The organism is Microbacterium shimangi (assembly GCF_043556445.1).
GTDB lineage: Bacteria > Actinomycetota > Actinomycetes > Actinomycetales > Microbacteriaceae > Microbacterium.
Genome location: NZ_JBIGII010000004.1, coordinates 801,482 through 822,897 on the forward strand (window position 1 = coordinate 801,482; position 21,416 = coordinate 822,897).

A 21,416-nucleotide genomic window follows, 5' to 3' on the forward strand; every position below is an offset into this window, starting at 1 on the left:
GTCACTCCCCCGCGAACGAAGAGATGTCACCCACCAGGCGCGTGTGATCGGCCGGTATCGGTTCGATCGCGGCCAGGGCGATCTCGGCGGCGAACTCCGAGACGTTGTACAGCCGACCGGCTGACTCGCGGCGCGCAGAGATGGCACCCGGGTTCGCGCGCTCCAGGAGGGTCGCGGTGATCGTGCCCTCGATCATGTCGCCCGAGACGACCACGAACTCGATACCGCGCTCGGCCAGCACCGGGATGCGCTCGCGCAAAGCGTCTTCTCCCGCCCGCTTCGAGCGGGCAACCGGCTCGTACTCGGCCATCGTCGGTGTCGTTCGGATGAAGTGCGCCTGGTGGCTCGTGACGAACACGACGCGCGAGCCCGAACCGAGGAGTGGCAGGGCGGTCTCGAGCACCGCGACCTGAGCATCACGATTCAACTGCAGCGCGTAGTCCTCGGCCATACCGGCCTCCATGCCCCCCGAGGCGTTGAGCACCAGCACATCGAGGCTTCCGAAAGCGCGCTCGACCTCGGAGAACATCGCCTGCACCGACGTCGGATCGGTCAGATCGGCACCGACCACGAGCACCTGACCGCCGAGTTCGCGCAACTGCGTGGCGAGTCTCTCAGCGCGGGGAGCCTTGTTGCGGAAGTTGATGACGACGTTCGCACCGGCCTCGGCGAGGTAACGCACGGTGTCGGCGCCGATGCCGCGGGAAGAACCCGTCACGAGCGCGGTCTTACCGCTGAGCGATCCGGACGGAAGAGTGTGTGACACGGGGGCTCCTGAGATTCGGGGGTCGCGCACCGCCGCGCCATGGCGGGTATTTCGGGCGCTCATCGACCCTACCAACCGCCCGTCAGGAGGCCGGGTAGCCGTGCTACGTTCCCCTCGTGGCCCACCCGTACTTCACCGGCACCTCGGTTCCCCGAGTGCTGGCGCACCGCGGTCTCGTGACACCGGATGCTGCGGCCCAGGGCGTGGTCGACAACTCCTTCGCGGCCGTGGCCGAAGCCCACGCCGCCGGCGCGGTCTACGTCGAATCGGACTGCCATCTGACGAGGGACGGCGAGGTCGTGCTGTTCCACGACGACGATCTCGTGCGCACGACGGGTGACCCGCGCAAGATCGCCGACGTCACCGTCCGCGAGCTCGAAGAGCTCATGGCCGACCGCGGCGGGCTCATCACCCTGAGACAGGCGCTCGATGCCTTTCCGGACACGCGCTTCAATCTCGATGTGAAGGCTGATGCCGCCGCGACCCCGGTGGGTCGAGCGATCGCGCCGGTCGCAGCCCGCGTGCTGGTGACCAGCTTCTCGGATGCCCGTCGGAGGGCAGCCCTGCAGGCGGCGTCCGACGCGGGCGCTGCCGTGCGACCGGCGACGTCGGCCGGACGGGAAACCCTCGTGAAGATGCTTCTGGGGGTGGCATTGCGCTCGGAAACCCTGATGGCGCGCGCACTGCGCGACGTCGACGCCCTGCAGATTCCGGAGCGGCAAGGACCCGTCCGCGTACTCAGCCCTCGCCTCATCGAGGCCGCTCACCGCCACGGCGTCGAAGTGCACGTCTGGACGATCAATGATCCGTCCGATATGGTCCGACTCATCGAGATCGGTTGCGATGGTGTGGTCACCGACCACGCCGACCTCGCGTTGCACACTCTGGGCCCCGCGTCACTCTGAGCATCGTCTGTGAATGCACGCCGTTCACCTTCCGTTCGGATGGATCGCCCAGCCCAGGACGTTATACCTGATCAGCGACGAGAGGACCACAAAATGGCAGACCGCAGCCTGCGCGGCATCCGACTCGGCGCCCAGAGCTTACAGAGCGAAGAGGGCGTCGTTTTTCATGACCGCACGAAGCACACCTACACCTGTACGGTGTGTGGGCGTGACAGCACACTGACATTCGCCGTCGACGCGGAGGTTCCCGACAGCTGGGAATGCCGCACATGCGGGAGCGAAGCGCTCCGACGCATCGGCGACACCACGGCGACGGTCGACCACAGCGACGACAAGGCGGCGCGTTCCCACTGGGACATGCTGCTCGAGCGTCGCTCGCTCCCCGAACTCGAAGAGCTGCTGGAAGAGCGTCTCGCGTTCGTCCGCGCTCGTCGCGGCGGCGGGAACGTCGAGCGCATCAGCGCGTGAGTAATCCGATTCGTCACTGACGCCGATCCCCTCGGGGGTCGGCGTCAGTTTTTGGTGCGACGGACGAAGACCCACGCGCCCAGCAGACCGAACGCCGCGACGCTCCCCCACCCGAGCACCGCCTGAACACCGGACCCGATCACGACGGCCGGGGTCAGGCCCGTGCGCAGCGGAACATCGGTGAGCATCGCGCCGGCGGTGGCGGCGGGCAACGAGTCGATCCCCGCACCGTCCGGCGCGATCACCTGGCTCGTGCCGACCGTCGAGATGTTGACCACCGCACGGCCCGTCTCGATCGCCCGCATGCGCGCGAACGCCAGCTGCTGCAGGTTCTCGTCGGTGTTGCGGAAGTCGGCGTTGTTGGTCTGGAACATGTACACCTCGGCGCCCTCCTGGGCCCCTTCCCAGAGCACGTCGTCGTAGATGACGTCGAAACAGATGGCGAGTCCGACGCCGATCCCGTTCAGGTCGAAGAACGGCGCATTGCGGCCAGGGGTGTACTCGCGCCCGATGAGTCCGATGAGGTCGGGAGCGAGCATCTCGAAGAACGGGCGATCGGGAACGTATTCGCCGAACGGAACCGGGTGTGTCTTGTCGTGCAGCTGGGGTTCTCCCGCTCCCCACAAGATCGACGTGTTGAAGATCTCATCGCCGCGTTCGGTCGCGGCGTTCACGATCAGCGGGGCATCGATGCGCTGCGACAGCGCGTCGAGCGTGGCCGCGGTGGCGTCGTTCGACAGCGGGTCGGAGTCGATTCCGCCCTCGGGCCACAGCAGCACATCCATGTCCTCGTCGAGCAGAGGGGCGGATGCTGCGAGCTGAGCATCGAGGATCGCTCCGCGCTGGCGCTGGTCGAAGTAGCCGCTCGGGCCGTTCCCCTGCACGCTGCCGACGGTCAGGGAGCCGGCGGCCTGCGTGGGGAACGCCGGAACCAGCAGCAGCACCGCAGCGACGACCAGGGCGGGAAACGCGGTGACCACTCGGCGAGGGCGGCCCTCACGGACACCCTGCACGACCGCCGCGGTGAAGACGACCATGAGGAACGTCAGGCCCGTGACACCGGTCCACGACGCGATGTGCGCAAGCGGGCTCTCGGACTGGCTCATGCCGATCCGGCCCCAGGGGAACCCGGTGTACGGCCACGACCCGAGGATCAGCTCACGCGTGGTCCAGAGGCCCCCGATCATCACCGGCAGAACGACCAGACGACCCCACGGGCCCGGTAAGAGGCGCGGCACCCACCGGTAGGCCAACGCCAGGGGGATCGCGAGGACCCCCATGATGACCGTCTCGAGCCCCGCGAGCGCGAACCACGGCACGACCCCCAGATAGCGGGAGGTCCAGTCGATGTGCACGAACCAGAATGCCGCGGCGAAGAGGAGTCCGACGAGGAGTGCCCCGCCCACGCGTCGCCCGATCAGAGAGACCAGCGAGAAGGCGACCCCGACGAAGGCGAGTGGCCACCAGCCGACGTCGGGAAAGGAGAGGTCGAGGGTGAAGCCGCCCACGACAGCGGTGAGCGATGCCGCCCACAACGGAAGGATCGGGCGGGTGAGGTTCGTGCGCGTCATACGGCCGCGTACGCGACGATGCCGCGGCGGACGGCATCGAGCGCCTTCCGTGCGGTTCCCGCGAGCTTGGGCTCGGCGACGAGCGAGATCTGGTCGAGCAGATCGATGGTCTGCTTGGTCCAGCGGACGAAGTCGCCCGCGGCCATGTCGGCGTCGGCGAGGACGCGATCCAGCGGTAGTCCTCGAGCCCAGGAGTGCATCGCCGAGGCCAGACCCGCCGAGATCGGCTCGGTGCCCGGCAGATGGTGGTCGCGCTCGAGATCATCGAGCTGCTGCCACAGCGTCTCGGTGTCGGACAGCACGTGGCGGAATGCGCCCCGCGGCAATCCGTGCTCGCCCGGACCAGCGTCATCGCGTCGCGGTTCGTACACGAGGCTGCACGCGAGCGCCGCGAGGGAAGGCGCGTCGAGGTCTTTCCAGAGGTCGCGCCGCAAGCTCTCCGCGACGAGCAGATCGCGTTCACCGTAGATGCGTCGCATCGTGCGTCCGGCAGGGGTCAAAGAGGTCGTACCGTCTGTCTCCGACACGTAGTCGAGGGCCTGCAGCACGTCGACCACCCGATCGAAGATGCGCGCGACGGTTCCCGTGCGCTGTTCGATCTGACGCCGGATCTTGTCGGTGCTCCGCTTGAGCTTCCAGTACCGCTCAGACCAACGCGCGTGGTTCTCACGATCGGGGCAGGAGTGCGCCGGGTGCCGCTGCATGCGCCGACGGAGGTTGGCGAGCTGTTGCTGGCGCTGGTCGCGCGTGGCCCGCGACGCGGTGGCGTCGCGACGGTTGAGCTTCTCGACGTCGGACAGCTCGCGCCGGATTCCGGAGTACTCCATGAAATCGCCGCGGTCGCAGGTCATGGCCTTCTCGTAGCCAGCCAGCGAGCCTTCGGCCTCCCGCACCTGACGGGCAAGACCCACGACGGCGCGGTCGGCTTGGAACTGCGCGAACGACGACTCCAAGACCTCGCGGGAGCGGGCGCGGCCGAACTGGTCGATGAGGTTCACGGCCATGTTGTAGGTCGGCCGGAAACTCGAATTCAACGGATAGGTGCGGCGCGACGCCAGCGCCGCGACGGACTGCGGATCGAGCGCAGCTGTCCACTGGATGACCGCGTGACCCTCGACGTCGATGCCGCGGCGGCCGGCTCGGCCGGTGATCTGGGTGTACTCCCCCGACGTGATGGCGACCCGTGCCTCACCGTTGAACTTCTCGAGCTTCTCGAGCACGACCGTGCGGGCGGGCATGTTGATGCCGAGCGCGAGGGTCTCGGTGGCGAAGACCGCTTTCACGAGCTTGCGCTGGAAGAGCTCTTCGACCACCTCCTTGAAGGCGGGGAGAAGACCCGCGTGGTGCGCGGCGACACCCCGCTCGAGGTTCTCACGCCACTCCCAGAATCCGAGCACGGCGAGATCTTCTTCGAGCAGACTGCGGGTGCGCTCTTCGACGACACGGCGGATCTCGTCTCGCTCCTCGGGGGTGGTCAGGCGCACGCCCGACCGGCGCACCTGTTGGACGGCGGCATCGCAACCCACGCGACTGAAGATGAAGAAGATCGCCGGTAAGAGATTCGCCCGTTCCAGGAGCGCCACGACCTCGGGGCGGTCGAGTCGCTCGATGCGCTGGGCGTGGGCCGCCGCGACCGGGCGCGACCCCCGCTTGTGGGGGCGGCCACGCGGCGCCTCGTATCCGGCGTCGCGTGCGCTGCGCCCCGCCTGGTTGCGCTGGTTGTTCTCGTAGGTCGTGCCACCCGTCGAACGCAGGCGCATCAGTTCCTGGTTCACCTGCGCCGTCGCGACGCCGGCGCGATCGTCGAAGAGCGGGAGGAGGTCACCGCGCACCAGTACGTGCTGCTCGAGCGGCACCGGCCGGATCTCCGACACGATCACCGCGGTGTCGCCGCGGACGGTGTCGAGCCAATCACCGAACTCCTCGGCGTTCGAGACCGTGGCCGAGAGGGACACGAGGCGGACACTCGGCGGGAGGTGGATGATGACTTCCTCCCACACCGCCCCCCGGAAGCGATCGGCGAGGTAGTGCACCTCGTCCATGATCACGTAGCGAAGGCCCCGCAGAGCGCCAGACTCCGCGTACAGCATGTTGCGCAAGACCTCGGTCGTCATCACCACGATGCGGGCCGAACCGTTGATGTTGGTGTCGCCGGTGAGAAGGCCGACTTCGTCCGGTCCGTAGACATCGACGAGTTCTCGGAACTTCTGATTCGAGAGGGCTTTGATCGGGGTCGTGTAGTACGCCTTCTCGCCGGGCTCGAGCATGGCGAGGTGAATCGCGAACTCGCCCACGATGGTCTTCCCCGCGCCGGTGGGTGCGGCGACGAGGACGCTGCGACCCTCTTCGAGCGCCTGACACCCGGCGATCTGGAACTCGTCGAGTTCGAAACGCTGGGATGCGGCGAAGTCGGCCGTCCGCGGATGGCTGGCGCGTTCGGAGGCCCGAGCGAAACGCTCGGCCGGGCTGGCTGAACTCACGCGGTGGCCTCGGGAGGGAGGAACGCTGCCTGACGCTTGTTGCGGCGACGGTCGAGGAGCAGCGAGAGCCCCGCGGCCGCGAAGTAGAGCACGACGAGGATGCCCGCGAGCATGAGCATGCTCACGACATCGGCGGCGGGGGTCGCGAGAGCCGAGAACACGACGGCGATCAGGATGGCGACGCGCCATCCCTTCAGGATCGCCATGCCGCTCATCACCCCCGCGAAGTTGAGCGCCACCAGGAAGACCGGTAGGACGAACGCCACCCCGATGACGATCAGGAGTTTGAAGACGAAGTCGTAGTAGGTGGCGGCCTCGAACAGCTGCGCCCCTTGCTCGGGGACGAACTCTGCCATCAACTCGATGATGTGGGGCATGACCAGCACCCCGACCGCGCACCCGCCGAAGAACAACGGCACAGCGGCGGCGACGAACCCGATCGTGTACCTCACCTCGGACCTCGTCAGACCCGGGACGATGAAGGCCCAGATCTGCCAGAGCCAGACCGGAGCGGAGAGGAGAAGGCCCAGCGCGAACGCGATGCGCATGCGCAGGTCGAAGCCCGAGGTGACGCCGGCGAAGTTCAGCGCGACCAGATCTTTGCCTCGTTGTTCCGCGACGATGCGGATGGGTTCAGTCAGGAGGTTGATCACCGGGTCGGTGATGATGAACGCGACGACCATACCGACGACGAGCGCGGCCGCGGCGATCATCAGCCGTTTACGCAACTCGACGAGGTGCTGACCCAGCGACATGCGCCGGTCACGCCGCGGCTCAGGCCCTCCCACTCGCGGGGGCTCGGTCGTCACCACGACGGGCTCAGGGCTTGGGTTCGGTGGTTCCGCGCACGGGGTCTACCGAGATGGTCGACGCGTCGCGGACATCTGGTGCGACGGTGGTCGTCCCGGGAGCCGGGTCGACGATGTCGTCTTTCTTCATCTCTTTGATCTCGCTGCGGAACACGCGGGCCGACTGACCCATGCTCTTCGCCAGCGCCGGAAGCTTCGCAGCCCCGAACAAGAGGAGGATGACCGCGAGGACGATCAGGAGGTGCCATCCTGTCAAACCTTGAAACATGAGGAGTCCTTCCGCCGTCGGTCACCTCAGTGTAACGCGCCCGACCAGGGTGGGGCCGATGACATGGCCGTGCAGGCGCTATGCGCCCTGTGCGTCGTGGTACTGCGCCAATCCCGCCTGCGCCCACGATGCAGCGGCGCCGCGAGCAGCGAGCGGCTCGAGGACCTCGACCTGACCACCCCGGCGCGCGGCGAGCCGTTTGAGACTGTGCTCGTCGGCCACGCGAATCGTCGCAACGGGTCGGTCGGCGTCGGGTGCGTCGATGTCGGCCCGGTCGAGGTAGTCGCCGAGGAGCGGGGCGATCGTCCGGTCGTACCGCACCCGCGCGACCGGGTCGTTCTCGCGGGGCTCGAAGAGCGCCGGTACGGGCTCCGCGGCGTGCGTCACGGGAAGATCGGTGAGCGTGACGTCGCTCACTCGCTCGAGGTGGAAGGTGCGCACGGCTTCGCGCAGGTGGCACCACCCCTGCAGATACCACTGCCCGCTGGCGATGTGCACCTTGACGGGATCGACGGTTCGCGTGGTGGCAGCCGCATCCGGCGCCCGGTAAGTGAACGACACCGCCACGCCTCTGCGGAGCGCATCGTCGACGACGTCGCGTACCCCGTCGACCGGGCCCGACGCGACGATCACGTCGGCGGGGGTCGTCGCCGCTCCGCGAGCGAGTTTCGCCAGCAGGCCCGTGATCAACGCGCTGTCTCCGACGCCCGGCAGGGTGCGCGCGAGCTGCAGGCCGGCCAGCAGGGCGGCCGCCTCGCGGGCGCTCAGCTTGGGAGATCGTTCCAGGGCGACGGTGTGGGTGATGACGATGAGGTCGCGCTCGTCGAGGAGGTCCCAGTCGATGTCGAACAGGTCGTGCGGCAGTTGCCAGAACCCGCCGTCGCCCGGCAGCCCGATGACGGTCAGCTTCTCGACCATCGACCGCATCTGATCGACGGTCACGTCGAACTCGTCTGCCGCCTCGGCGATCGAGACCTCGCCCTTACCGACCAGGTAGGGCACGAGTTGCAGCATCAGGGCGGCGCGGTCGGTCGCCACCATCGGACGCGCCCTCACGATGCGCTCCCGTGAAGCGCCAGTGTCGCCTCGAGTCGGCGGATCACCTGGGCGCGGAGCTCGTCGGGCTCGACCACGCGTACTTCGGGCCCGTAGGAGGCGATCTCGTCGGCGAAGACGTGCACGTCCACGAAGGGCACCCGGGTCGCTTGCCCCTCGGGGGTGCCGCGCCGGTTCAATCGGAGCGCAGCCTCGGTGCCGGGGTGCACGGCCAGCAGCGCCGTCTGGCGCGCGGCGACCTTCCGCAGCCCGGCGAGGGCCCGCTCCCCCGCGTCGACGCGCAGCGCCGCATCGAACGAATCCTTCGTGACGACGACCTCTCCGATGATGCGCGACAAGAGGAAGGTGCGCTCTGCGTCGGAACCGAGGTCGATGCCGTACACGTGCCAGCGAGCCTCGTACTCCACGAGCGCCAGGGGGCGGATGCGGCGCAGACGCGGCCGCTCCTCCCCGGGGCGGAGGTAGGAGAATTCCGCGACCCGGCTCAGCTCGATCGACCGCTGGAGGGGAAGGAACGAGGCGTCTCGCAGGCTGATGCGGGGTGCGTAACCGATGATCGGCTCGTCGACCTCGATGCCCAGGGCGCGGATCTTGCGCAGGCCGCTCCGGGCGTCGGCAGAGAGCGACTCGGAGCCCCAGACTCCGCCGGCCAGGTTCAGCAGCGCGACCTCTGCCGGGGTGAACTCGATGTCGTCGGGCAGCTCGTACTCGGCCGTCGGAACCCGGTAACGGGCTTCGCGAAGATCGTCGGGGTCGGCGTAGTCGCCGATCGTCTCGATGGGAACGCCGAGACCTCGGAGATTCTCCTTGTCCCGTTCGAACATCTTCTCGAGGGCGTCTTTCGAGGCCCCCGCCTCGGACTGTTCGCGGTACCCGGCGACCGACGAGAGGATCGTGTCTTTCGTCAGCCCCTGCTCGGTCGCCATGAGAGCGACGACGAGGTTGACGAGGCGCTCTTCCGGGGCGTTCTTCGAGGCGGGCGAGGGCACGTGATCATCCTACGGGCGCGACGGTTTCGAACGGCCGTTCGGCGCCCCGTCGACCACCCCGATCGAGGTTCAGCCGACCCCGAGGATGTCGATGACGTAGACGAGGGCGGGAGAGGGCTGCGCGTCGGCATCTTCTGCCGCGGGCTGGACCACGAGGATCTGCGAGCCGACCGGCTGCCCGGCGAGAGCGTCTGCGATCACCGGGGGCAGAGCATCGAACGTCTGTCGCAGCGGCTCGGTGTCCCACGTCGACTGAACCGTGCCCGCAGGGTCGTCCCATTCGACCGACGTGAAGTGGATGAGCAGGCTCTCGGAGTCGGTGACCTCGTCGCCGTCGCCCTTCTTCAAGACCTGGGTGACCGGCTCGGTCGGCGCGGCCGAGTCGGGCACGATGATGCCCGGGCGGCCGTTGGGCGCCCGCACCACCGTGGGCAGCCCGCGTGCGTCGCTGAACTGGTCGACGCCGTCGGCCTTCGACAGGTAGACCTTGCGCACATCGACGATCGCGATCGCCGACTCGCCCTCTTCGAGACCCAGCCCCTGCACCGCCGCTTCGGCGATGCTGTCGGGCGCGAGCGCCACGGCGACGCGTGACCCTTCGGTCGCGCACTCGAGCGCGTCACCGAGCCCGGGGAAGGTCTGCTCGCCCTGGGTGAGGGTGAGCCCCTCTGCCGTGTCGCCGGTGTAGGAGGTCGCGACGAGTGGTTCGCCCGTCTCGCCGCTGATGAGCGTGAGGTCGAGCATGACGATCTGGTCGTCGCTCGTGATGCGCGGGCCGTCGCCCACCTCGACGTCGGACGACGCGGTCGCATCGACGTGGAAGGGCGTGCGCACCTCGACGTCGGGGGCGGAGTCGAAAGGCCCCGACACGTCGATGAGATCGAACGTCGACGGCGAGGCCGTCGGGCGATCGCAGGAGGCCTGTGGTGCGGCCGAGGAACAGCCGACGAGACCCGCCGCAGCGAGGGCGGTCACAGCGACGATGACGGGGATTCTACGCACCGGGACAGTCTACGGGTTCGGCTCCGCAGCATCCTGCCCCGCCTGGCGCACGCCGTCGGCCGCCTTCTGTGCCTCTCGCACCCGCTTGCGCAGGTTCTTGTCGGTGATCTGGCGGTCGCCGACGGCGCCCGGAGTCCAGAGTTCGACGTCTTCGTCGCCGTAACTCGACTTCGATGCGCGGCGCTTCTGCTCGGGAGCGACCGCACCCGGGGCCAGCCGCCGGGCGGTCAGGAGGAACCCGGTGTGCGCGATCATGCGGTGGTCGGGACGCACCGCCAGACCCTCGACGTGCCAGCCGCGCACCATCGTCTCGCTCGCGTCAGGCTCGGTGAACAGGCCCGTCGCGCGGATGAACTCGGCCACGCGGCTGAGCTGGGTGGCCGTCGCGACGTAGCAGAGCACCACGCCGCCGGGAGTCAGGGCGTCGGCGACGACGTCGATGCACTCCCACGGCGCGAGCATGTCGAGCACGACGCGGTCGACCGACGCGGGGGCGACCGTCTCGGGCAACGCCTCGACGAGATCACCGACGACGACCTCCCACGTCGCCGGGGTCTCACCGAGGTACGTGTCGATGTTGGCGCGAGCGACGTCGGCGAACTCCTCGCGTCGCTCGAACGAGACGAGCCGGCCCGTCCCTCCGATGGCGCGGAGCAGCCAGAGCGACAGCGCACCCGAGCCGACGCCCGCCTCGACGACGACGGCCCCGGGGAAGATGTCGGCCTGGGAGAGGATCTGTGCGGCGTCCTTCGGATAGACGATCGCCGCCCCTCGAGGCATCGACATGACGAAGTCGCGCAGGAGCGGACGCAGCGCCAGGTACCCGTGCCCCGAGCTGTTCATGACGACACTGCCGTCGGGCTGCCCGACGAGCGCCTCGTGGCGCAGCACGCCGTGGTGCGTATGCAGCTCGCCGCCCTCGCGCAGAGTGATCGTCGACAGGCGCCCTTTGGGCCCGGTGAGCTGAACACGGTCTCCGACGCGGAAAGGGCCGCTGAGGCGCGGGATCTCGCTCACCGTGCACCCACCGCACGCGTGTGGGTGGCGTGGAGGGCCGCGATGTCAGCCGCCGAACGCCCCTCGAGGGTCGGCCAGAGCTCGTGGGCACCGACCTCTTCGAGCGGCAGCATGAGTGGCACGCCGAGGCTGACCGCGCCGCTGGCGATGGCCGCGCGGAGCCCGTTCGGGGAGTCCTCGATCGCGACGGTGCCGGCGACATCGACGCCGAGCGCCTCGCACGCCTGCAGGTACGCGTCGGGGAACGGCTTGGGGCGGCGCGCGTCATCGCCGGCGATGACGACGTCGAAGGCTTCGAAGTCCATGAGGCCGACGACGTGATCGGCCATGCGCCGCATCGACATCGTGACCAGGGCTGTCTTCACGCCGTGAGCCCTCAGATCGGCGAGGAGTTCACGCGCGCCCGGGCGGAAGGGGATTCCCGTCTCGGCGAGACTGGCCATGACGGCGTTGGTGAGGTGGTCGATGATCTGGGTCACACCGAGTTCGACGCCGGCGGCTTGAAAGATGCGCGCCGAGTCTTCGAGGCCGAGACCCACGAGGGCGAGCGCCTGCTCGTGAGACCAGGTTCCGCCGTAGCTCTCCACGAGCGGCGTTTCGGCCGCCATCCAATACGGTTCGGTGTCGACGAGGGTGCCGTCCATGTCCCACAGGACGGCCGCGGGCATGGTTCTGGTCATCCGTCCATGCTAACCGCGGCGCTCGCCGCCGCTCGGGCCCGCGGGCCGCGACCCGGGCGGATGCGCCTATTCTTGTTGCATCCCGCCGGGTCAGAGGAGGTTGCGTGGAGGCACTGGGTCGCCGAGTCATCGTCTGCGCTTTCGACGGTTGGAACGACGCGGGCGAAGCGGCATCAGCCGCCGTCTCGCTCATTCGTGAGCAAGGCGAGTACGAGCCTGTCTTCTCCGCGGATCCGGAGCTGTACTTCGACTACCAGTACACCCGCCCGCACATGGTCGCCGACGGCGACGGCGGTCGGAGCCTGCGCTGGCCCGAGGCGACGCTGTATCGCCCCACGCGCACCCCGCGCGGTGTGACGCAACTCTGGGTGCTGACCGGTGTCGAGCCCGCCCGCGCCTGGCAGGCCTTCGCGAGCGAGTTCGTCGATGTCGCGCTCCGCGAAGACATCACCGGCTTCGTCTCGCTCGGCTCGATGATGTCGGACGTGCCCCATACGCGCCCGATCTCCATCTTCGCGGGCAGCGAGAACGAGAGTGTCCGCGAGCAGCTGACCCTCGAACGCAGCACGTACGAAGGTCCGGTCGGCATTCTCTCTGTGCTCGGTAACGCGGCGGATGCAGCGGGCATCCCGTCTGCGAGCCTCTGGGCCAGCATCCCCCACTACGTCGCCGGTCACACGCCGTCGCCCAAGGCCACGCTCGCGCTCCTCGACCGCCTCGAAGACCTCACCGGCGCCGAGGTGCCGCGCGCGACGCTCGCCACGGAGTCGGCCGCGTGGGAAGCATCCATCGACGCGGCCGCGGCCGACGACGAGGAGATGACCGAGTACATCCGTCAGCTCGAGCAGACCCGGGACACGTGGGATTCGCCGGAAGCCTCGGGCGATGCGATCGCGCAGGAGTTCGAGCGCTACCTCCGCCGTGGCGGAGACGGGCCCACCAAGCCCGGGCGCGACGACTCGCCGCGGCGCTGACCGTCGGGCCCGCTCGAAACCTCAGTAGGCCTGCAGCACACCCGTCGAGAGCAGCACGATCAGCGCGACACCCAGCAGCAGGCGGTAGATCACGAACGGCAGGAAGCTGCCGCGCTTGAGGTACTGCATGAGGAAGGCGATTACGGCGAGTCCGACGCCGAACGCCACCACCGTCGCGACGAGCGTCTCAGCGCCGCCGTAGGGTCCGCCGGGCTCCTCGAAGCTCTGCTGCAGCTCGTACAGCCCGCTGCCGAAGACGGCGGGGATGGCCAGCAAGAAGGCGTACTCCGCCGCTGCCGTCCGCGTGTACCCGAGGGTGAGGGCGAGGGTCGTGGTGGCGCCGGAGCGCGATACCCCCGGAATGAGGGCGAGGGCCTGCGCGAAGCCGATGCCGATGCCGTGGGGGTAGGTGATCTGGTTCATGTCACGAGTTCGTGAACCCCAGCGATCGGCAGCGCCCAGCAAGAGGCCGAACACGATGAGCACGATCGCGACGAGCCAGAGGTTTCGGAACGTGTCGCGGATGACGCTCTGGAACGCGAACCCGAGCACACCGATCGGAATGGTCCCGATGATCACGAGCCAGCCCATGCGCGCGTCGGGGTCGTTGCGCGGCACTTTGCCCGTCAGCGACTGCGCCCACCGTGTGATGATCCGGACGATCTTCTTCCAGAAGTACAGCAGCACGGCGAGCTCGGTGCCGAGCTGCGTGATGGCGGTGAAGGTCGCGCCGGGGTCGGTCGCCGACGGCAGGAACTCGCCGACGATGCGCAGGTGGGCACTGGAGGAGATCGGCAGGAACTCGGTGAGACCCTGCACAAGGCCCAGGATGATGGCCTCGATGAACTGCATGTGCGCTCCTAGTAGGTCCGGATGAGGTCGGCGAGCACCCGCTGGCCGAACACGAGCGCGTCGACGGGCACCCGCTCGTCGACGCCGTGGAACATGCCCGTGAAGTCGAGGTCGACGGGCAGTCGCAGCGGCGCGAACCCGTAGCCGGCGATGCCGAGGGCGGCCAGCGCCTTGTTGTCGGTGCCCGCCCCGAGCAGATACGGAACGACGGGGACGCCCGGATCGTGCCGGCCGAGTGACGCCACCATCGCGTCGACGAGGTCACCCGCGAAGGGCACTTCGAGGCCGATGTCTTGGTGGACGATCTCGATGTCGACCTCGTCGCCGACGATCCGGCGAATCTCCTCCAGAGATTCCTCCTCGGTACCGGGCAGGACCCGTACGTCGATGAGGGCTTCGGCACGATCGGGGATCACGTTGTGCTTGTACCCCGCCGTGAGCCCCGTCGGGTTCGTGGTCGTCCGGAGAGTGGAACGGAGGAAGGCGGATGCTGCGCCCGAGCGCTCCGCCAGGGCGTCGGGGTCGCCGCCTGCGTCATCGCCGGTGAGTCGGGCCAGCGCGTCGAGGAACTCGGTCGTGGTGTCGGTCAATCGCACGGGCCACGTCGTCCGCCCGAGCCGCGCGACGGCTTCGGCGAGCTTCGTGACGGCGTTGTCGGGGTGCAGCCTGCTGCCGTGCCCGGCGCGCCCCCGGGCGACGAGCTTCATCCAGATGAGCGCCTTCTCGCCGACCTGCAGCAGGTAAGCGCGACGATCGCCGAAGGCGATCGAGTAGCCGCCGACCTCGCTGATGGCTTCGGTCGCTCCGGCGAACCACTCGGGGCGATCCCGGACGACGAGGGCGGAGCCTTCGACTCCCCCGTTCTCCTCGTCGGCGAAGAACGCCAGCACGAGGTCGCGCTCGGGCTGTTCGCCCGCGCGCAACAGGTCGGCGACCGCCGTGAGGATCATGGCGTTCATGTTCTTCATGTCGACGGCGCCACGGCCCCACAGCATCCCGTCGCGGATCTCTCCGGCGAACGGGTCGACGCTCCAGTCTTCGGCGATGGCCGGGACGACATCGAGGTGGCCGTGCAGGATCAACGCGGGTTTGTCGCGATTTCGGCCGGGTACCCGGGCGACGACGTTGGTGCGGCGCGCGATGGGCTCGTAGTAGTCGGGGGTCAGGCCGAGCGTTTCAAGGTAGGCGCCGACGTATTCCGCGGCTTCGCGTTCGCCGTTCGCCCGCCCGCCGCCGTAGTTCGACGTGTCGAAACGGATGAGGTCCGCGGCGATACGGGCGACCTCGGGGAGGCCGTCGTCAGGCGTGGGCATGACGGCTACGCTACCTCGCGCCGCCGGTGCCGCACGTACGCCGAGCGACTCGACCGCGGGCCGCGGTTCGCGGGGTGTTGTCGTGCGTGGTAATGTCGTTCCTCGGTTGCAAAACCGAAAACACCCAATGCGCGGGTGGCGGAATAGGTAGACGCGCTAGCTTGAGGTGCTAGTGCCCGTATTAGGGCGTGGGGGTTCAAGTCCCCCCTCGCGCACAGAATGAAGAAGGCCTCCCGAACGGGGGGCCTTCTTCGTTGCAGGCGCGAGGGTGTGAGGCAGAACCCATGCCGGGTGGGCCCCTGCCGCCCGACTCAGCCCACCGAGACGCCGAAGACGAGGCCGAGCACGTACGTGACGGCGGCGGCGCCGTAGCCGATCAGCAACTGCCGCAGCGCGCGCCGCAGCGGCGGCCCGCCCGACAGAAGCCCCACCATCGCCCCGGTGGCGAAGAGGGCGACGCCCACCATCGCCAGCGCGAGCACGACGGCGGCGATACCCGAGAGACCGAGCAACCACGGCAGCACGGGGATGATGGCGCCCGACGCGAAGAACAAGAAGCTCGAGAGGGCTGCTCCCCACGCGCCGCCCACGATCTCGTGGTCACCGGATGCTTCGTGGGCGCGCGGGTTCGGCAGACCGGGCAATCGCGAATCCTCGACCGCTCGGCGGGCGCTGGCGAGGGCCTCGTCGGGCGCCATACCGCGGGCCCGGTATACGAGGGCGAGCTCGTTCGCGTCGATGTCGAGGTGCGGGATCGCCGCGTCGGCGAAGTCGCTCGGCTCGGTCGCGTCGAGCAGCTCGCGCTGCGACCGCACCGAGACGAACTCTCCGGCGCCCATCGACAGCGCGCCGGCCAGGAGCCCCGCGAGCCCGCTGAACAGCACGAACGCGGGGGCGGCGCCGGTGGCGCCGATCCCCATCACGAGGGCGAGGTTCGACACGAGACCGTCGTTCGCGCCGAAAACGGCCGCACGGAAGGTGCCCGACAACCGACGTCGACCGCGCGCGGCGAGCCCGCGCACCACCTCGTGGTGCACCTTCTCGTCGGCGGCCATCGCGGCCGTCGCGTAGGGCTCGTCGTCGTAGGGCGAGCGCGCCTCGGCGTTCTGGGCGAGGGCGAGCACGAAGATCGACCCGAAACGGCGCGCCATCCAACCCAGCATCCGTGGTCCGAGACCCGGCCCCGGCAACCGCGACGGCTCACCGCCGAGCAGTTCGAGCCAGTGGTCTTCGTGACGCCCCTCCGCGTCGGCGAGGGATAGCAGAATCGCGCGTTCCTCACCCGACCGGCGTGCGGCCAGCTGACGGTAGACGCGGGCTTCGGCGCGCTCTTCGGCGAGGTATCTCGCCCACCGCCGTCGGTCTCGGGAAGTGGGCGCTGTCGTCACGATCGTTCGGTCCTTCGGGTGCTCGGGAAGTCACCCCACGCTAACCTCGCCCCCAGCGCGCACCCCCGGAAAGCCCGGGATTGCCAGCATTTCGGCGCTCCGAACCGACCGGCGCCTCAGGAGTGCACGCGCTTGCGCAGCACCTCGATGCGGGCCTGCAACTGCGCGACCGTGGCGTGCGATACCGCGGGCCCGCCGCAGATGCGGCGGAGTTCGGCGTGCACGAGGCCATGGGCTTCGTTGCGCTGGCGCGCGTACAGGCCGACGAGGCTGTTCAGCAACTGCCGCTGCTCTTTGAGGGTGCGGTGCAGCGCCGCCGGCGGTGCGTGCTCCGCCCCCTCGGCAGGGGTGTTCTCGCGCTCGTTCGCCTCGCGCGCGGTGCGGTGCTTGCCCTGCTTCGCCTGCCGGGCCATGAGCTGCTCGTGCACCTGCTCCGGGTCGAGGAGGCCGGGAAGCCCCAAGAACTCCTCTTCCTCGAGGGTGCCGGGCACGGCCAGCTGGCCGAACTCCTTGCCGTCGAAGAGCACCCGATCGAAGTGGGCGAGCGACCCCATGGCCTGGAACTCGAACTCCTGCTCGAGCGCGTCGGATGCTTTCTCCTCGCGCTCGGCGGCGTTCATCATGTCTTCTTCGGCGTTCCAGTCGTCGCCGTCGCTCTCGCGGTCGAGCGCATGGTCGCGCTGGCGTTCCATCTCGCCCGCGAGCGCGAGGAGGTTCGGAACGTGCGGGAGGAAGACGCTGGCCGTCTCGCCGCGGCGACGTGCACGCACGAATCGCCCGATGGCCTGCGCGAAGAACAGCGGGGTCGATGCCGACGTGGCGTAGACGCCGACCGCCAGCCGCGGTACGTCGACCCCCTCCGAGACCATGCGCACGGCCACCATCCAGCGACTGTCGTCGCCCGAGAACCGCTCGATGCGCGACGACGCCTCTGCCTCGTCGGACAGCACGACCGTCGGCGCCTCCCCCGTCAGCCCCTCGAGGATCGCGGCGTACGCCCGCGCCGCGGTCTGATCGGTCGCGATGACCAGGCCTCCCGCGTCGGGTACCTGCTCGCGTACCTCGGTGAGGCGTCGGTCTGCCGAGCGCAGCACCGCCGGGATCCATTCACCGTTCGGGTCGAGCGCCGTGCGCCAGGCCTGCGAGGTGATGTCTTTGGTGTTGTCCTGCCCGAGTTGGGCTTCCATCTCTTCGCCGGCCTTCGTGCGCCAACGCATGGAGCCGGCATAGACGAGGAAGAGAACGGGTCGCACCACTCCGTCTTCGAGGGCCCGCTTGTAGCCGTAGCTGTAGTCGCTCCGCGAGAGACGGATGCCGTTCGCATCGGGGTGATACTCCACGAACGGAATGGGCGCGGTGTCGCTCCGGAACGGGGTTCCTGACAGCAGCAGCCGCCGGGTCGCCCGCCCGTAGGCCTCGCGCAGGGCGTCGCCCCAGCTCAGCGCATCGCCGCCGTGGTGCACCTCGTCGAGGATCACGAGGGTGCGGGCGTTCATGATCAGGTCGTGGTGGACGGATGCTTTCGTCGCCACCTGCGCGTAGGTGACCGCGACACCGTGGTATTGCCGCGATGGGACGGAGTGCCGGTTGCTGAAGAACGGGTCGAGTCGGATCGAGGCGCGCGCCGCCGCATCCGCCCACTGGGTCTTCAGGTGCTCTGTCGGGGCGACGACGACGATGCGGTCGATCACGTTGCGACGCAGCAGTTCGCTCGCGAGCCGCAGGGCGAAGGTGGTCTTGCCGGCCCCCGGCGTCGCCGCGGCGAGGAAGTCGCGCGGGCCCTTGCCGACCCCGTCGGGGCCGTCGGCGCCGAAATAGATGTCGAGCGCTTCGGCCTGCCACGCGCGAAGGCGCTGCGCGGTGCCCCAGGGAGCCCGCTGCGGATAGGTCGGCGACAGATGCTCGGCGGCGAAGCTGCCGAAATGCGCGTCGTCCTCACCCGTTTCGGGGAGGTTCGTGAGGGTGTCGTCTTCCACGTTCCTCCTTTCCATGCGTCCGGCGCAAACATCAACGATAGGTCGTCGCACCGACATCGGCCTCCGGGGGCGGCCCCGACTCCCCCGCTAACCTGGAGGCGGAGGTAGCGCTGATGACCGAGCCCGAGACCGTGAGCGACACGCTGCACGTCGACAACCCCGGACCCCATCCGTGGCGCCGTTACGTCGCCCTCGGAGACTCCTTCACCGAGGGGATCGGCGACCCGGTGCCGGGAACGGCCGACGAGCACCGAGGCTGGGCCGACCGCGTCGCCGAGGTGCTGGCGTCGCAGGTCGACGATTTCGCGTACGCGAACCTCGCCGTCCGCGGCAAGCTCATCGCGCAGATCGTCGCCGACCAGATCGAACCCGCGCTGGCCCTCAAGCCCGACCTGATCACGATCTCGGCCGGCGGCAACGACGTCATCCGTCCGGGCACAGACCCCGACGCGGTTGCCCAGCAGTTCGAAGACGCCATCGTCCGACTCTCGGTCAGCGGCGCGACCATCGTCGTCTTCACCGGCATCGACACGAACTTCACCCCGGTGTTCCGGAACCTCCGCGGCAAGGTCGCGATCTTCAACGAGAATCTTCGCGCGATCGCCGACCGGTACGACTGCGTCGTCGCCGATCAGTGGGGCCTGAAAGAGATTCAGGACATGCGGTTCTTCGACGGCGACCGACTGCACATGAACCCGTTGGGACACCACGAGGTGGCCCGCATGGTGCTGCGAGCGTTGAACGTGCCGAACGACCTCCGGCCGATGCAGCCCGATCCGTTGCGCGTCACCACGTGGCGGCAGGCGCGAGAGAAAGACCTCGTCTGGGCGCGTGCACACCTGATGCCGTGGGTGCTGCGGCGCCTGCGTCACCAGTCGTCGGGTGACCTCATCTCGGCAAAGCGTCCCGGTGCGACGCCGGTCGTCTTCCTGTCTCCGGACGCGGATGCTGCCGACCGCCGGTCGCTCGAACCCGACCCGTCCGGCGACCTCTAGCGCGAGGCGCCTCGATCGGTCCGCCCGTTCGGAGGAGATCGCCGTTTCGGAGGATGTCCCCGTTTCGGAGGATGTCCCCGTTTCGGAGGAGATCGCCGTTTCGGAGGGCCACCCCGCAGCATCCGCCCCTCCGAAGCTGAATTCTCCTCCGAAGGTGCGCGTCAGGCGGGCCGGCGGAGGGCCCAGATCGCGACCGCCGAGGCCGCCGCAACGTTGAGCGAGTCCACTCCCCCGCCCATGGGGATGGTGACGACGGTGTCGGCGCCGGCCAGGGCGCGGCGGCTCAAGCCGTCGCCCTCGGCGCCCAGCATCAGGGCGACCCGCTCGGGCGGGTCGGCGGCGAAGTCGTCGAGCGAGACCGCATCGTCGGCGAGGGCGAGGGCCGCGATGTGGAACCCGGCGTCGTGCAGCGCCCGTGCGGCGGCGGGGCCCTCGGGAAGCCGGGTCCAGGGCACCTGGAACACCGTGCCCATGCTGACCCGGACGCTACGGCGGTAGAGCGGATCGGCGCAACGGGCCGACACCAGCACCGCGTCGGCGCCGAGGGCGGCGACGCTGCGGAACACGGCGCCGACGTTCGTGTGATCGACGATGTCTTCGAGCACCACGACGAGACGGGCGTCCCGCACAACCTCGGCGACCGGGCGCTCGGGCGGTCGGTGCATGGCCGCCAAGACCCCGCGATGAACCGCGTAGCCCGTGACTCCCTCGGCGACGTCGGCCGACACCACGAAGATGTCGACGTTGTCGGCGTCGACCAGGGTGGCGGTCTCGGCGACCCACTTCTCCTGCACGAGAACCGACCGGGGCACGTGCCCGGCGCGGAGCGCCCGAGCGAGCACCTTCGCCGACTCGGCGATGTACAGCCCGCCCTTGGGCTCGGAGATGCGGCGGAGCGCCACGTCGGTCAAGTGCCGGTAGTCCGACAGGCGCGGATCGAGGGGATCGTCCAGGGGAATGAGGGGCATGATTGCTCCCACTCTGCCACCGACCGTGCCGCAGCCGACGCCGCCTAAACTCGAGGGGGTGGAGGAGGTGTGCGGATGACGGCGATGACCGAGCTGGACGAGCCGACGCGCGCGGCGATCGACGCCGCCGTGCACGCGCTGTCCGGGCGCACGGTCGCCGTCCTCACCGGGGCCGGAGTGTCGACGGACTCGGGCATTCCCGACTACCGCGGCAAGGGCGCTCCGACGCGCACGCCGATGACCGTGCAGCACTTCCTCTCGAGCGAAGACGCGCGTCGGCGCTACTGGCTCGGGAGCCACCTGGGGTGGCGCACCTTCGCCGCGGCGGCGCCGAACGCCGGTCACCGCGCCCTGGCGAAACTCGAAGACGACGGCGTCGCCTCGGGCGTGATCACCCAGAACGTCGACGGTCTGCACCTGCGCGCCGGCAGCCGACGAGTGGTCGAACTGCACGGAACCATGCGGCGCGTGTTCTGCCTGCAGTGCGGCCAGGTCTTCGACCGGCGCGACCTGGCGAAGCGGGTCGAGGTCGAGAACCCGTGGCTCTCGGTCGACGACGACGTGCTCCTCGGCCCCGACGGAGATGTGCGTCCCGAGAGCGTCGAGGGCTTTCGGGTTCCCGTCTGCAGCGTCTGCGCCGGCGTCCTGAAGCCCGACGTGGTGTTCTTCGGCGAGTACATTCCGGCGGGCAAGTTCCGCGAAGCCGAACAGCTGCTGGCACAGAGCGACGCATTGGTCGTCGCCGGCTCATCGCTCGTCGTCAATTCCGGCATCCGACTGGTCGAGCGAGCGCGTCGTCGCCGGCTTCCGGTGGTCATCGTGAACCGTGGCGAGACGAAGGTCGACGCGCGTGCCACGGTGAAGATCGACGGCGGCGCGAGCGAAGTGCTGACAGCGCTCGCCGAGCTGCTGGCGATTCCTGCGCCGCCCGCTCGGTAG

At 69.1% G+C, this 21,416-nt stretch carries 20 protein-coding genes and 1 tRNA gene; 6 read left to right on the forward strand and 15 right to left on the reverse strand.

Translation table 11 applies throughout. The features are described 5' to 3' along the window. Position 1: 1 nt before the first annotated feature. A complete protein-coding gene (locus ACFXQA_RS10770; protein ID WP_394519823.1) occupies positions 2-766 on the reverse strand; it encodes an SDR family oxidoreductase in 765 nt (254 codons plus the stop codon). A gap of 116 nt (positions 767-882) precedes the next feature. On the opposite strand from ACFXQA_RS10770, the gene ACFXQA_RS10775 reads away from it, so the two are divergent. After that, on the forward strand, positions 883-1,671 hold the full coding sequence (locus ACFXQA_RS10775; RefSeq protein ID WP_394519824.1) for a glycerophosphodiester phosphodiesterase family protein: 789 nt from the start codon (positions 883-885) through the stop codon (positions 1,669-1,671). A 93-nt stretch (positions 1,672-1,764) separates the two neighbouring features. Further along, the gene (locus ACFXQA_RS10780; RefSeq protein WP_394519825.1) at positions 1,765-2,139 is read left to right on the forward strand and encodes an RNA polymerase-binding protein RbpA; all 375 of its coding nucleotides are present in this window, start codon (positions 1,765-1,767) and stop codon (positions 2,137-2,139) included. Positions 2,140-2,183: 44 nt separating this feature from the next. Here the strand turns inward: ACFXQA_RS10780 and lnt are convergent, their stop codons facing one another. The 9 genes from lnt to ACFXQA_RS10825 form a co-directional block, all read right to left on the reverse strand. Then, positions 2,184-3,710: an apolipoprotein N-acyltransferase gene (gene lnt, locus ACFXQA_RS10785; protein WP_394519826.1), complete on the reverse strand. Its 1,527-nt coding sequence runs from the start codon at positions 3,708-3,710 to the stop codon at positions 2,184-2,186. Next, positions 3,707-6,190, reverse strand: a complete 2,484-nt coding sequence (locus tag ACFXQA_RS10790) for a DEAD/DEAH box helicase (RefSeq protein WP_394519828.1) — start codon at positions 6,188-6,190, stop codon at positions 3,707-3,709. Before ACFXQA_RS10790 ends, lnt begins: the two co-directional genes overlap by 4 nt. After that, positions 6,187-6,945, reverse strand: coding sequence for a twin-arginine translocase subunit TatC (tatC, locus tag ACFXQA_RS10795; RefSeq protein ID WP_394520227.1), 759 nt, complete (start codon positions 6,943-6,945; stop codon positions 6,187-6,189). Before tatC ends, ACFXQA_RS10790 begins: the two co-directional genes overlap by 4 nt. A gap of 64 nt (positions 6,946-7,009) precedes the next feature. Beyond that, positions 7,010-7,267, reverse strand: coding sequence for a twin-arginine translocase TatA/TatE family subunit (gene tatA / locus ACFXQA_RS10800; RefSeq protein WP_394519829.1), 258 nt, complete (start codon positions 7,265-7,267; stop codon positions 7,010-7,012). Positions 7,268-7,345: 78 nt separating this feature from the next. Then, positions 7,346-8,323 (reverse strand): helix-turn-helix transcriptional regulator, encoded by a 978-nt coding sequence (locus ACFXQA_RS10805; RefSeq protein WP_394519830.1) that lies wholly within the window; start codon positions 8,321-8,323, stop codon positions 7,346-7,348. Then, positions 8,320-9,312 (reverse strand): helix-turn-helix transcriptional regulator, encoded by a 993-nt coding sequence (locus ACFXQA_RS10810; protein WP_394519831.1) that lies wholly within the window; start codon positions 9,310-9,312, stop codon positions 8,320-8,322. Before ACFXQA_RS10810 ends, ACFXQA_RS10805 begins: the two co-directional genes overlap by 4 nt. A gap of 69 nt (positions 9,313-9,381) precedes the next feature. Then, entirely contained in the window at positions 9,382-10,314 is a 933-nt protein-coding gene (locus tag ACFXQA_RS10815) for an FKBP-type peptidyl-prolyl cis-trans isomerase (protein WP_394519832.1), read from the reverse strand. 9 nt (positions 10,315-10,323) lie between these two features. Beyond that, entirely contained in the window at positions 10,324-11,331 is a 1,008-nt protein-coding gene (locus tag ACFXQA_RS10820; RefSeq protein ID WP_394519833.1) for a tRNA (adenine-N1)-methyltransferase, read from the reverse strand. Beyond that, on the reverse strand, positions 11,328-12,011 hold the full coding sequence (locus ACFXQA_RS10825) for an HAD family hydrolase (RefSeq protein ID WP_394519834.1): 684 nt from the start codon (positions 12,009-12,011) through the stop codon (positions 11,328-11,330). Before ACFXQA_RS10825 ends, ACFXQA_RS10820 begins: the two co-directional genes overlap by 4 nt. Before the next feature lie 104 nt (positions 12,012-12,115). Here ACFXQA_RS10825 and ACFXQA_RS10830 point away from each other — a divergent pair, with 104 nt between their 5' ends. Next, positions 12,116-12,985 (forward strand): PAC2 family protein, encoded by an 870-nt coding sequence (locus tag ACFXQA_RS10830; RefSeq protein WP_394519835.1) that lies wholly within the window; start codon positions 12,116-12,118, stop codon positions 12,983-12,985. Between the two features lie 21 nt (positions 12,986-13,006). On the opposite strand, the gene ACFXQA_RS10835 is transcribed toward ACFXQA_RS10830, so the two are convergent. Further along, positions 13,007-13,837 carry an undecaprenyl-diphosphate phosphatase gene (locus tag ACFXQA_RS10835; RefSeq protein WP_394519836.1) on the reverse strand — a complete coding sequence of 277 codons (831 nt, stop codon included), beginning with the start codon at positions 13,835-13,837 and terminating at the stop codon, positions 13,007-13,009. 8 nt (positions 13,838-13,845) lie between these two features. After that, entirely contained in the window at positions 13,846-15,150 is a 1,305-nt protein-coding gene (locus tag ACFXQA_RS10840) for a M20/M25/M40 family metallo-hydrolase (protein WP_394519837.1), read from the reverse strand. Between the two features lie 129 nt (positions 15,151-15,279). On the opposite strand from ACFXQA_RS10840, the gene ACFXQA_RS10845 reads away from it, so the two are divergent. Continuing rightward, a tRNA-Leu gene (locus ACFXQA_RS10845) sits at positions 15,280-15,365 on the forward strand. 96 nt (positions 15,366-15,461) lie between these two features. Here the strand turns inward: ACFXQA_RS10845 and ACFXQA_RS10850 are convergent. Next, a complete protein-coding gene (locus ACFXQA_RS10850) occupies positions 15,462-16,538 on the reverse strand; it encodes a VIT1/CCC1 transporter family protein (protein WP_394519838.1) in 1,077 nt (358 codons plus the stop codon). 116 nt (positions 16,539-16,654) lie between these two features. Next, complete coding sequence (locus ACFXQA_RS10855) at positions 16,655-18,514, reverse strand: DEAD/DEAH box helicase (RefSeq protein WP_394519839.1); 1,860 nt, start codon at positions 18,512-18,514, stop codon at positions 16,655-16,657. Positions 18,515-18,627: 113 nt separating this feature from the next. On the opposite strand from ACFXQA_RS10855, the gene ACFXQA_RS10860 reads away from it, so the two are divergent. Next, entirely contained in the window at positions 18,628-19,509 is an 882-nt protein-coding gene (locus ACFXQA_RS10860; protein WP_394519840.1) for an SGNH/GDSL hydrolase family protein, read from the forward strand. Between the two features lie 161 nt (positions 19,510-19,670). Here the strand turns inward: ACFXQA_RS10860 and ACFXQA_RS10865 are convergent, their stop codons facing one another. Then, the gene (locus ACFXQA_RS10865; RefSeq protein ID WP_394519841.1) at positions 19,671-20,477 is read right to left on the reverse strand and encodes a TrmH family RNA methyltransferase; all 807 of its coding nucleotides are present in this window, start codon (positions 20,475-20,477) and stop codon (positions 19,671-19,673) included. 75 nt (positions 20,478-20,552) lie between these two features. Between ACFXQA_RS10865 and ACFXQA_RS10870 the strand changes: the two genes are divergently transcribed. Beyond that, a complete protein-coding gene (locus ACFXQA_RS10870) occupies positions 20,553-21,416 on the forward strand; it encodes a Sir2 family NAD-dependent protein deacetylase (protein ID WP_394519842.1) in 864 nt (287 codons plus the stop codon).